The organism is Saccharibacillus qingshengii, from assembly GCF_013185195.1.
GTDB lineage: Bacteria > Bacillota > Bacilli > Paenibacillales > Paenibacillaceae > Saccharibacillus > Saccharibacillus qingshengii.
Genome location: NZ_JAAZWC010000052.1, coordinates 1 through 12,133, shown reverse-complemented (window position 1 = coordinate 12,133; position 12,133 = coordinate 1). Strand labels below are relative to the sequence as shown.

Below are 12,133 nucleotides of genomic sequence, written 5' to 3'. Positions count from 1 at the left end.
TATTCTACACGAATCCGGCCATGAGCCCTTTTTGTATTCAGTTCGAGGTGTTGCACTTCATTTTACAATCCGTCACATAAAAAAGAGACAGATATAAACCTGTCTCAATGTTTAAAACTATACTTGGTCAGAATTACTGTAGATCAAAATACCACGTTCTCTTTCCAACTCTTCAATCTCTTTTCGAGTCCTGTTATATTCTTCTTTAAGAAATTCTAAAGCCAGTTCTTCGATTTTGGAGTTGCTTTCAATATGTTCAATCAAATTAGCGGTATAGCGTCCCAAATTGGAGTAAAGATACGTTAGACGGTCACGGATTTCAAGTGTACGAGTAAGGTTCATAACTTCCACCTTACAAATCCAGATTGTTGAGCGGATTGAACTTTTCATTTTGTTCTGCAAGTGCTGTACCCCATAATGCAAAGTATCTGAGTGTCATAGATACATTGGAGTGTCTAAGAATCTTCTGTACTGTACCAATATCACAACCAGCCATAATCATTCTATGTGCTGCTGTATGTCGAAAGGTATGAGCAGATAAACGCACGTTTTTGAAGTTCATCTGTTCTTTCAAATGTTTGAATAACATTTTTAACGCATTGTCCGTAAGTTGTTTTCCTTCCCGATCAGTGAACACATATTCAGGCATAACCGCAAAGTTAGTTTCTACAAACAACTTGTATTCAAGAAACTCTTTTTTCAATTTATCTGCCATAGGAAGAGAAGAGGCAGTACGTTTCTTACCTGTTACGGTTATAACTTGATCTCTAAGATTTACATAACTCCAACGAAGATTGACTGTTTCTCCTAAACGACAAGCAGAGGAGAGAAGAAAGATGATTAAGAAGTAACCGCGATACGCGTGAAATGTCTTATCCCGATATTTCAAGCGTTGGAAGTAATTAAGCATCTGCTTAATTTGAGCGTCGGTAAATACTTCAATCTTCACTTCTTCTTGAGCAAAGCCAATTCGTTTTGTGGGATTCGTTTTCTGAGTGAAAATCTCCATCTCTTTCTCAAAATAGTTAAAGAAGATTTTCAAAGTGTGAAGTTTGGAATTAACCGTAGTAGGATTGTTCTTTTTCTCTTTACTGCAATACACCAAGTAACTTTTAACGAGGGGTTGTGTGCAGTCCTCAAGGTTCAGAACTTCATGTTTAATCGCATATTCATGAAACTCGTTCAGCGTCATAAAGTAAGAAGAGAGAGTGCGAGGAGAGACATTACGATACTCACGATCAGATTTGAATTCAGCCAAAGCAAATTTTAAAAGCATAAAAAATAACCACCGTCCTATAGTTTTTTCAAACTACAAGATGGTGGTTATCTTCTTTAAAAACGTGTCTAAGGTTGACCACTAATCAAGTGATTACCTTAGAACCCTTACCCTTATTGAAAGTATAGGACGGATGGGGATCGAACCCATGACCCCTACCCTGTCAAGATAGTGCTCTCCCGCTGAGCTACCGTCCTTCATGTGTGTGTGGCAAGAATCAAGTTCTTGTCGACAAGAAATATCATACCATGAGAAGCAGACGTATAGCAAGCACTTTACTCAAAAAAGTTCAACTTTTTTTCGGAACCCGTTTGCGATAGGCTCCCGGGGTTACGCCAACCCAGGTTTTGAACACCTGCGAGAAGTGGCTCTGGTCGCTCCAGCCGAGCAGCGCGCAGACCTCGGACAAGCTGTGTTCGCCGAGTTCCAGCAGGCGTTTGGCTTCTTCGACCTTTTCGCGGCGGACGTAGGCGGAGAGGGAGAGGCCGGTTTCTTTTTTGCACAGCCGCGACAGATAAGCCGGGTTCAGCACCATAGCCTGACCGAGACGCTCCAAAGGCAGCTCTTCATATAGATGATTGAAAATATACAGTCGGCAGGCTTCGAACGTACCGCTGCCCGCGTTCTCGCGTGCCTGCCGCACGCGGTCCGTGAATTCGCGGATCGCCGACGTCGACAGGGTATCCACTTCTTCCGGCGTATGGGCTTCTTCCACGCGCTGAATCATCAGGTCGCTCAGCGTGAAGGCGACCTCCGCGTTCAGTCCGCCTTCGATCGCGGCCCGCGTGTACAGCGTGATGCCGCAGATCGTCAGGTTTTTGCGGTGACGGAGCAGGCTGCTGCGGGACAGGATACCGAAGTCCTGCCTGAGATTCCAATCGGCGAGCAGCCGCTCCAGCTCTTCGCGGCGGCCTTCGCGCACGAGCAGCAGCATCTTGCGCTCAGTCGCCAGGTCGTGATGCAGCCGCTCGTTCTGCCGGCTCAGCGCCAGGCTGCGCAGCAGTTCGCGGTCGTCCGCGTAATCCGGCATGTACGCCGTTTGCCCATCCGGATGCTCCGCTTCCCCGTGCAGGCGCTCCGCTCCGTCCACGGATTCCCTGCGCAGCCGCTCCGCTCTGTCAGTGTCCGCTTGCCCCGTGCCCACCGACTCCGGCATACGTGTACCTTTCTGTGCCGTCTTTTTCATCCGCCGCGCTCCTGTCCTTTTTCTTTTCTCCATTGTAACGAATAGGTGCGAAATCTACAAAAAAGGTCTCTTTTTTCATAGAACTCAACCATGTAACCGCTTTACAATGAACGGGAATAAAGAATTTTACGGTATCGCCTATACGGAGAGGAGCACCATTATGACTCAATCCAGCCAACCTTCCGGCACGCCGGATATCCAGCACCTTATTTCGCAGATGACCTTGGAAGAGAAAGCAAGCCTTTGTTCCGGCAAAGACTTCTGGCATACGCAGGGCATTGAACGCCTCGGCATTCCGTCCGTGATGGTGACCGACGGTCCGCACGGACTGCGCAAGCAGGCGGAAGACGCAGATCATCTGGGGCTAAACGACAGCGCGCCCGCGACGTGCTTTCCGTCGGCAGCGGGCATCGCGTCTTCGTGGGACCGCGACCTGATCCGCGGCATGGGCGAAGCGCTCGGCGAAGAATGCCAGGCGGAGAACGTGGCCGTGCTGCTCGGACCGGGGGCGAATATCAAGCGCTCGCCGCTGTGCGGCCGGAACTTTGAATACTTCTCGGAAGATCCGTATTTGTCGTCGGAGATCGCGGCCAGCCATATCAAGGGCGTGCAGAGCCGGGGCGTCGGCACGTCGCTGAAGCATTTTGCCGTCAACAACCAGGAGCATCGCCGCATGTCGGTGGATGCCGTGGTGGACGAGCGCACGCTGCGTGAGATTTACCTGGCGAGCTTCGAAGGAGCCGTCAAAAAAGGCCAGCCGTGGACGGTCATGAGCTCGTACAACCGGGTGAACGGCACGTACGCTTCGGAACACGACGAACTGCTCAATAAGATCCTTAAGGAAGAATGGGGGCTGGAAGGCTTCGTCATGTCCGATTGGGGCGCGGTCAATGAACGGGCGGAAGGCCTTGCGGCCGGGCTGGAACTGGAAATGCCGTCAAGCGGCGGAATCGGCGCCAAGAAGATCACGGATGCGGTCCAAGATGGCTCGCTGCCGGAAAGCAAGCTAAACGCGGCGGTCGAGCGAATTCTGCGCGTGGTGCTGCGAAGCGCGGCGGAAAAGGTGGAGAATGCTTCATATGACCGGGAAGAGCATCATGCCCTCGCGCGCAAGGTCGCCCGGGAAAGTATGGTTCTGCTCAAGAACGAAGAGGGCATCCTGCCGCTGAAACGTTCGGGCACCATTGCGGTCATCGGCGAGCTGGCCAAACGTCCGCGCTATCAGGGGGGCGGCAGCTCGCATATCATCCCGACGAAGCTCGACAAGATCTATGACGAGTTCGCTGCGGCGGCAGGCGAAGCGCAGGTGAGCTACGCTCGCGGCTACAGCCTCAAAAAAGACGACACGGACGAAGCGCTGATCGCGGAAGCCGCCAAGCTTGCGATTGAATCGGACGTCGCGGTGCTGTTCGCCGGGCTGCCGGACGCGTACGAGTCGGAAGGCTACGACCGTACCCATCTGCGTCTGCCGGGCAATCAGCTGCGGCTGATCGAAGAATTGTCGAAAGTCCAGCCTAACCTGGTCGTTGTGCTCAGCAACGGTTCGCCGGTCGAGATGCCGTGGCTCGGCAGCGTCAAAGGCCTGCTGGAAGCCTACCTCGGCGGGCAGGCGCTGGGCGGCGCGATCGCGGACCTGCTGTTCGGCGCAGTCAGCCCGTCGGGCAAACTGGCCGAGACGTTCCCGGTGCGCCTGGAAGACACGCCGGCGTTCCTGAACTTTCCGGGCACCGGCGACCGCGTGGAATACCGCGAAGGCATCTACGTGGGCTACCGGTATTACGACAAGAAGCGCATTGAACCGCTGTTCCCGTTCGGGTTCGGATTGTCGTACACGACATTCGACTACTCCGATTTGCGGTTGGGCGCGGCGCGGGCCTCGGCCGATGAGGGGCTCGAAGTCAGCGTGAAGGTGACCAACACCGGCAGTATCGCGGGCAAGGAAGTGGTGCAGCTGTATGTACGGGATGCCGAGAGTACGGTGGACCGGCCGGAACGCGAATTGAAAGGGTTTGAAAAAGTAGAGCTCCAGCCGGGCGAGACGGCGACCGTATCGTTCGCGCTCGATCGCAGAGCGTTCGCCTACTACGACGTCGAAGCGGCGGCTTGGCGCGTCGAGAGCGGCGTGTTCGAGCTTGGCGTCGGATCTTCTTCGCGCGAAATCAGGCTGACGGCCGAAGTCGACATCGAAGGCGACGCGCCGATTAGCGAGCCGGTGCATCGCAATTCGCTGATCGGCGATCTGATGCAGCCCGGGCGCCTGACGCCGGACCAAAAAGCGCTGCTGGACGAGTTCCTGCAGGGCGGACTGTTCACGCCGCCGGCGGAAGATTCGCAGGCGCAGCCGGAATCCGGTTCGGAAGATACCGAAGAAGACGAGCACGACAGCACAGGCATGATGGAAGCCGTCGGCCGCTACCTGCCGCTGCGAGCGGCGGTCGGTTTCGCGGGCAAACCGGACGGCGAGCGTAAGCTGAACGAGCTGCTTGAACGGATCAACCGCTGACCTTCCCTTTTGGCAGAAGGCGGTAAATTTTGCCCGGGATGCACGCGGCTGAGAGAATAGAGCCCGAATCGTGTAATAGAGAGTGAGGGCTTTCGCTCGAATGGCGAGCGATGAGCCCCGCGATCCACATCCGAAGGAGGAGAAGGCTTTGGAACGCATGGGACAATTCAACCGACGCCGCGGGCTTCGGCGGGAAGTGTTGGGCAGACTGTATGACAGCTGGTTCGACCTTGCCGGCGAACCGATTATTTTGACGGGAGACGAGATTAACGGAGAGACCGAGCGCAAGCTCGCCTATCGTTATCTCGCGGAGAAAGGGCTGCTGCGTATGAGTCCCCTTGGCAATGGAAACTTCGAAGTCACGATCACCGTACAGGGCATCGACCGGATCGAAATGACGACGGGCGAGAACGAATAACCGGCCGAAGGATAGGCCCAAGAATCGGATCGTATGATCCGGTTCTTTTTCGCATGCTCAAAAAAGAGCCGCCACCCCGAAAAATTTAGGGGGCCATCTTCTGGACGCTGCCGAATACGTAGACCAGCAGGCTGCGGTCGTCCGGAAAAACCCAGTCCAGATAGACGCCTTTGATGCCGCGGTTGACGATCCCGTCAAAAGGAGGCTCCTCGCAAAACCTGGCTTTTTCTACCCGTCGTTTGGATACGCGCAGGATTTCGGAATGGCAGTCTTCGATCAGCGCTTTTTCCACTGAGGTCATGGTGCCGTCCCTGACAATTACGAGCAGCCGCTGCTCGATCCAGAACGAATAGATTTTCTCGGGAAAACGCTGCATATCATAGGTAAGGGACGCGATATGGCGATGGATTTTGTTTTGTTCCGGGTAGGGAATGTTTTCGCGCAGGAATGCCGGTTCGTGGAGCACCATGAAGATCAGGCAGGACAGGTCCTGGTCGTTCCAGTCATACCCTTGGGATTCTATTTTCATCCCGCAGTCGTCTTGGACGAAGCGGCATAATTCAGGCATCAGATAGCCGACCATCAGCTCGCGCATCGACTGCAGGGCCCCGTGCGATTCTTCGAGAATCATCGATTCGACAAGCGGCTGCAGAAAACGCTCTGCGCCAATCATGATGCAGCTATCATCCAGCGTTACATTTACACGTGCAGGCGAAATTCCGAAATGTTCGGCGAACAGGGAGAGTGTTTTGTAACGGATGGTTTCGGAAACGGTGTTATTGGACATGGGGAGCCGGCCCTTTCTATAATCTGATGTCGGATAGGGAGGTTGGAGGGATTGGGGGGGTGTAAGAAAGTTCATATACATACTTTAAAATAAACCTAATCCGACAGTTGAAACCTCCGTGTAAGCTAAGGTCGAAAATAAAAGAATCGGGTCTTAATTTGTAGAAAGACAAAAAGCGGCCTGCGCTTTGAAGGAAGCGCAGGCCGCGAAAGGCGATTTATCGAATCGGATTATTCCAGATTGGCATGCTTGCCGTACATCCGGTTCGTATCGAGTCCGCGCCGCTGCATCAGACGCAGCACGGAAGCGTCGCAAAACAGCAGCAGCGTCTGCTCGAACAGCGAGCCCATCGGCTGGATCGTGGCATAATCGTCATTCTCGCGGGATTTGGACGCTCCCGGAAGCCGGACGAACAGCGTGGCAAGCCGGGCCAGCGTCGAATCGGGCTTCAGCGTCACCACGGCGACATCGGCTCCGAGTTCCCGCGCCTTTTCCGCGATCGGAACCAAAGTCCGGGTCTCGCCCGAACCGGAAGCGATCACAAGCAGGTCGCCGGGTCCGATCCCGGGCGTAGACGTCTCGCCGACCACGTGGGCCGAGCAGCCCGCATGCATCAGCCGCATCGCCAGCGCTTTGCCCATCATTCCCGAACGTCCGGCGCCGGCGGTAAAGACATTCGCCGCTCCGTCGAGCGCTTCGGCGAACGCTTCCGCCTGCAGCGGATCGATTCCGCGAACGGCTTCGCTCAGCTCGGCGGCGATTTGCGCGGCAAATTCGGCCGTGCCGGTCAGAGCGGAAGAAGAACCGCTCATCGGCTTAGACTCGTGCGGCCGAGCCGGCTTCGATCAGACGACGCATTTCGGCGGCCGTACCCGCTTTGTCGTCTTGACCGGCGATGCCGCCGCCCACGATGATCAGATCGGGCTGAGCCGAGATGACGCCGGGCAGCGTATCGAGCTTGATCCCGCCGGCTACGGCTGTTTTGGCTTTTTTTACGACCGATTTGATCGTTTGCAGATCTTCGAACGGGCTTTGGCCTTCGGCCTGCAGATCGTAGCCGGTATGCACGCAGATGTAATCGACGCCGAGAGCGTCGACTTGTGCCGCGCGTTCCGCCAGGTTCGGTACATTGATCATATCGATCAGGATTTGTGTGCCGTGTTTCGCGGCTTCTTCGACCGCTCCGCGGATCGTCGAATCGTTCGACGCGCCGAGAATCGTAACGATGCTCGCGCCGGCTTCGGTTGCTTTCATGACTTCGTAGCCGCCGGCGTCCATGACTTTCAAGTCGGCCAGTACGTCAAGATGCGGGAATGCTTCTTTGAGTGCTTTGACGGCGTGCAGACCTTCGTTGATGACGATCGGCGTACCGATTTCGACGATATCGATATATTTTTGAACTTCCGTGACGACTTCGATAGCGCCCGGGATGTCGACCAGATCCAATGCCAATTGCAGTTTCATATTCAAACACTCCTTGTGGGTTGAGGTATGGGTCAAGCGGCAGGGAGCCAATAGACTTCGAATTGTTCGGACGCCCTGCTGCTGAACCCATTGTAAGCCCGCAATCTCCTTTCGCGGAAGAAGGCACTTCAAAGTGGGGAAGTTACGTGGAGGATACTATTGCGCCGGGCGCGGGTTTGCGAAAGCCGGTATCTCTTAAGGTCCTACATTCTTTGCGGGGAGGTACGGTTCTAATGTATACTATTGGGAGCAAAGCGAAGCGGGCTTGGTCTGTGGAAGAAGTTGAGATTTCGCCAAGCACGGACGAAACGGAGGCTTTTGAAGATGGCGAGCGAAGTAAAAGAACGGATCGACCTTCAGGCGATCAACTGCGAGAAGGAATTGACGCTGGCTGTCATCGGCGGCAAATGGAAACTGATTATTTTGTGGCACCTGGGCCTCGAAGGAACGAAGCGGTTCAGCGAACTGAAAAAGCTGATTCCGAATATCACGCAGAAGATGCTGACCAATCAGCTGCGCGAGCTGGAAGAAGATCTGCTGGTGCACCGCGAGGTGTATCGCGAAGTGCCGCCCAAAGTCGAATATTCGCTGACCGCTTACGGCGAGAGCCTGACACCGGTTCTGCGCATGATGTACGACTGGGGCAAAAAGTACGGCGAAGAAGTCATCTGGAAAGACGCCGATAAAGAAGCGAACTGAACCCGGAAACGGGTGAACGGAAGGTCCGAGTAAACGGCAGGGCGGTCTGAGGTTCCGATTCGTTGGTCATAGAAAGTTCGAAGAGTCCTTCCCGGCTTCCGGTCCCTTGGTAGGGGGCGGAACGCAAGGGGAGGGCTTTTTGCTTATTTCACCTCAAATTCGTTTCAATCCGGGGCGGTTGGGACAAGGGTACAAGAAGAGGCAGAACCCAATATTCAAAACGGTCATTCGGTCAAATTGTGGATCCTGCGAGATCCGGATACGAAAAAAGCCGAACTGCGCTGTTCTGCCGCTTGTGAAAGGGGACTTGACAATGAAGACCAATCCAACGGCGATTCCTCAGCCCAAAACCTTCGGCCCGCTCGGCAACCTGCCGCTGGTCGATACGAAAGCTCCGGTTCAATCGCTGATGAAGCTGGCGGAGGAGCAGGGTCCGATTTTCAAAATGGATCTGCCCGGACGTCCGGGCAATTTGTACATTTCGGGACGCGAGCTGGTGGAAGACGCCTGCGACGAATCCCGGTTCGAGAAAAATGTCTGGGCACCGCTGCAAAATGTCCGTTCGTTTGCGGGAGACGGTTTGTTTACCAGTTGGACGGAAGAGCCGAATTGGCGCAAAGCGCACAATATTCTGATGCCGAGCTTCAGCCAGCGGGCGATGATCGGCTACCATGACATGATGGTCGATATCGCGATGCAGCTGGTGCAGAAATGGGCGCGGCTGAATCCGGACGAGTTCGTCGAAGTGCCCGAAGACATGACCCGGCTTACGCTGGATACGATCGGGCTGTGCGGCTTCCACTACCGCTTCAACAGCTTTTACCGGGAGTCCAATCATCCGTTCGTCGAAGCGATGACACGCTCGCTCGACGAGTCGATGAGCCAGCTCCAGCGCCTCGGGGTGCACAACAAACTGATGATCGGCAAAAAAGCGCAGATGCAGCGGGATATCGATTACATGTTCGCGCTCGTCGACAAGATCGTCAAGGAGCGCCGCGAACACGGCGACCGGGGGGAGAACGATCTGCTCAACAATATGCTGGGCGGACAGGATCCGGATACGGGCGAATCGCTGTCGGACGAGAATATCCGCTACCAGATCATTACGTTTCTGATCGCGGGCCACGAGACGACAAGCGGCCTGCTGTCGTTTGCGCTGTACTTCCTGCTGCACAATCCGGACAAGCTGCGCAAAGCGCAGGAAGAAGTCGACCGTATTCTGACCGATTCGTCGGCTCCGACTTACAAGCAGGTGCGCGAGATGAAATATATTCGCATGATTCTAAGCGAGTCGCTGCGCCTGTGGCCGACGGCTCCGGCTTTCTCGCTGAGAGCGAAACAAGACACGCTCTTGGCGGGACGTTATCCGATGGCCAAGGGCGAAGCCGTCAATGTCCTGATTCCGATGCTGCATCGGGATACAAACGCCTGGGGAGAAGAGGTCGAAGATTTCCGGCCGGAGCGTTTCGAAGATCCGTCCCAGGTTCCGGAAGATGCCTACAAACCGTTCGGCAGCGGTCAGCGGGCCTGTATCGGCCAACAGTTTGCGCTGCATGAAGCGACGCTTGTTCTGGGGACCGTGCTGCGGCATTTCGATATCGTCGACGGCGCCGGTTACGAACTGAAGATCAAGGAGACGCTGACGCTCAAGCCGGACGGATTCAAGATGCAGGTGCGTCCGCGCGCCGCCGCTCCCATGGCTCCGGCGCCTCTTGCGACGAACGCCGCTTCAAGCGCTCCCGCGCGCACGGACGTCGATTCGAAGCCGGCGATCGAAGTGGATCGGCATGACACGCCGCTGACCGTACTGTACGGTTCGAATCTGGGAACCGCCGAAGGGATTGCGCACGAACTGGCCGAAGAAGGCGAACGTTACGGTTTCCGGGCGCAGGTATCCAAGATGGACAGCGCCGCGGGCAATCTGCCGACCGAAGGACTGCTGCTCGTCGTGACGGCGTCGTACAACGGGCGTCCTCCGTCCAATGCCGGCGAGTTCGTGAGCTGGCTGGAGAGCGCCGCAGGCGGCTCGGCGGAAGGTCTGCACTATGCCGTATTCGGCTGCGGCGACCGCAACTGGGCCAGCACGTACCAGCGGATTCCGCGCCTGGTGGATGAAGCGCTTGAACGGCTCGGTGGAACGCGCGCCGCGCCGCGCGGGGAAGGCGACGCCGACGACGATTTCGAACAGATGCTGGATGAGTGGAAAACCGGGCTTTGGCCTTCGGTGCTGCAGGCGATGAAGATCGAAGTGTCCGTGCCGGAAACGCAAGACGCTTCTCCGGCCGGGATTTCCGTCGAATTTGTCGACGGCATGCAGGTCCACTCGCCGCTTGCGGACACATACGGCGCGGTACCGATGCGCGTTATGCGCAGCTTCGAGCTTCAATCGCCGGCCGGCGGCCGCAGCACCCGGCATATCGAACTGGAAGTGCCGGCCGGCGCTTCCTACAAGGAAGGCGACCATCTTGGCGTGCTGCCGCGCAATCCGCGCACGCTGGTCGACCGGGTATTGGCCCGGTTCGGTCTGCAGGGCGACGCTCGTGTGGAACTTCAGGGCAGCGGACGCGCCGCGGCGCATCTGCCGCTCGGTCGTCCGGTCGAGCTGCGCGAGCTGCTGACCGGCAGCGTGGAACTCCAGGAACCGGCGTCCCGCGCCCAGCTGAGGGAATTGGCGGAACGCACCGTTTGTCCGCCGCACAAGGTCGAGATCGAAGCGCTGATGCAGAGCGAAGAGACCTATAAGCGCGAAGTGCTGTTCAAGCGTCTGACGATGCTTGATATTCTCGACAAGTACCGCGCCTGCGAAATGGAATTCCAGCGTTTCCTGACGCTGCTTCCGCCGCTCAAACCGCGCTACTATTCGATCTCCAGTTCGCCCAAAGCGGATCGAGGCAAGCTCAGTCTCACGGTTGCGGTCGTGCGCGGCCCCGCGCGTGCCGGACAAGGCGAATATGCCGGCATCGCGTCGAACTATTTGGCGAATCTGCCGGAAGGGGCCGAACTGTCGGCCTTTATCCGCGATCCCGGCAGCGGCTTCGCGCTGCCGGAAGATCCGTCGGTACCGATCGTGATGGTTGGGCCCGGAACGGGCCTTGCTCCGTTCCGGGGATTCCTGCAGGCGCGCCGCGCTCTGCGGGAGCAGGGGGCGCAGCTCGGCGAAGCGCAGCTGTACTTCGGCTGCCGCAGTCCGGAGACGGACTTCCTGTACAAAGACGAACTGGAAGCTTACGCGGCCGAAGGTCTGGTGCAGCTGCATACGGCTTTCTCCCGCGTCGAAGGACAGCCCAAGACCTACGTGCAGCACCGGATGGCGGAGAATACGAATGAGGTGATTCGCCTGCTCGATCAAGGCGGAATCTTCTATATCTGCGGCGACGGTGTGCATATGGCGCCCGATGTCGAAGAATCGCTCCGCCGCGCTTACCGCGATGTTCACGGCGCGGATGAAGCGGAATCCGTCCGCTGGCTGGAAGAACTCCAGGAACACGGCCGTTACGTCAAGGATGTATGGACAGGAATCTGACCGTGGATCCGGCTGCGCGGCTGATATCCTTCTGAAATAAGGGTCAAAAAGATCCAAACAAAAACCGGCGCAAAACTGCGCCGGTTAACGTGTCGAGAAAGTCTGATTGCGAGAGAAGCGAGGAGGCGGAGGGAGAAATTCAGTGTAGGAACGATAGTATTCGCCTTTGAAATCGGGAAAATTCCGCTATAATCCAATCCTTTTCCCGATTTCAACACGCGACCGGAACGAATTTCTCCCGCAGCCGACGAGCTTCTACAACGAATAGGACTTTCTC

11 protein-coding genes and 1 tRNA gene are annotated in these 12,133 nt (G+C 56.2%); 4 read left to right on the top strand and 8 right to left on the bottom strand.

Going from position 1 to position 12,133, the window contains the following annotated elements:
* Positions 1-117: 117 nt before the first annotated feature.
* The 4 genes from HRQ60_RS22760 to HRQ60_RS22745 form a co-directional block, all read right to left on the bottom strand.
* Positions 118-342 (bottom strand): hypothetical protein, encoded by a 225-nt coding sequence (locus HRQ60_RS22760; protein ID WP_172200752.1) that lies wholly within the window; start codon positions 340-342, stop codon positions 118-120.
* Between the two features lie 10 nt (positions 343-352).
* Complete coding sequence (locus HRQ60_RS22755) at positions 353-1,276, bottom strand: tyrosine-type recombinase/integrase (protein ID WP_172200749.1); 924 nt, start codon at positions 1,274-1,276, stop codon at positions 353-355.
* 125 nt (positions 1,277-1,401) lie between these two features.
* Positions 1,402-1,473, bottom strand: a tRNA-Val gene (locus HRQ60_RS22750).
* 92 nt (positions 1,474-1,565) lie between these two features.
* Positions 1,566-2,462, bottom strand: coding sequence for a helix-turn-helix domain-containing protein (locus HRQ60_RS22745; protein WP_172200746.1), 897 nt, complete (start codon positions 2,460-2,462; stop codon positions 1,566-1,568).
* 160 nt (positions 2,463-2,622) lie between these two features.
* Between HRQ60_RS22745 and HRQ60_RS22740 the strand changes: the two genes are divergently transcribed.
* Positions 2,623-4,965 carry a beta-glucosidase family protein gene (locus HRQ60_RS22740; RefSeq protein WP_172200743.1) on the top strand — a complete coding sequence of 781 codons (2,343 nt, stop codon included), beginning with the start codon at positions 2,623-2,625 and terminating at the stop codon, positions 4,963-4,965.
* Between the two features lie 148 nt (positions 4,966-5,113).
* A complete protein-coding gene (locus tag HRQ60_RS22735; RefSeq protein ID WP_172200740.1) occupies positions 5,114-5,383 on the top strand; it encodes a hypothetical protein in 270 nt (89 codons plus the stop codon).
* A gap of 85 nt (positions 5,384-5,468) precedes the next feature.
* Here the strand turns inward: HRQ60_RS22735 and HRQ60_RS22730 are convergent, their stop codons facing one another.
* From HRQ60_RS22730 to hxlA, 3 genes are all read right to left on the bottom strand, one after another.
* Positions 5,469-6,170 carry a Na-translocating system protein MpsC family protein gene (locus HRQ60_RS22730; RefSeq protein ID WP_172200737.1) on the bottom strand — a complete coding sequence of 234 codons (702 nt, stop codon included), beginning with the start codon at positions 6,168-6,170 and terminating at the stop codon, positions 5,469-5,471.
* 230 nt (positions 6,171-6,400) lie between these two features.
* Positions 6,401-6,982 (bottom strand): 6-phospho-3-hexuloisomerase, encoded by a 582-nt coding sequence (gene hxlB, locus HRQ60_RS22725; RefSeq protein ID WP_172200734.1) that lies wholly within the window; start codon positions 6,980-6,982, stop codon positions 6,401-6,403.
* Between the two features lie 4 nt (positions 6,983-6,986).
* Positions 6,987-7,634 (bottom strand): 3-hexulose-6-phosphate synthase, encoded by a 648-nt coding sequence (gene hxlA, locus HRQ60_RS22720; RefSeq protein WP_172200731.1) that lies wholly within the window; start codon positions 7,632-7,634, stop codon positions 6,987-6,989.
* A gap of 324 nt (positions 7,635-7,958) precedes the next feature.
* Between hxlA and HRQ60_RS22715 the strand changes: the two genes are divergently transcribed.
* Together HRQ60_RS22715 and HRQ60_RS22710 are read left to right on the top strand one after the other, a co-directional pair.
* The gene (locus HRQ60_RS22715) at positions 7,959-8,333 is read left to right on the top strand and encodes a winged helix-turn-helix transcriptional regulator (protein ID WP_172200728.1); all 375 of its coding nucleotides are present in this window, start codon (positions 7,959-7,961) and stop codon (positions 8,331-8,333) included.
* A gap of 313 nt (positions 8,334-8,646) precedes the next feature.
* Entirely contained in the window at positions 8,647-11,856 is a 3,210-nt protein-coding gene (locus tag HRQ60_RS22710) for a bifunctional cytochrome P450/NADPH--P450 reductase (protein WP_172200726.1), read from the top strand.
* Here the strand turns inward: HRQ60_RS22710 and HRQ60_RS23525 are convergent.
* Positions 11,826-12,133 (bottom strand): hypothetical protein (locus HRQ60_RS23525; RefSeq protein WP_216671678.1); only part of this gene is annotated, 308 nt, incomplete at its 5' end. The two genes, HRQ60_RS22710 and HRQ60_RS23525, sit on opposite strands and share 31 nt — an antisense overlap.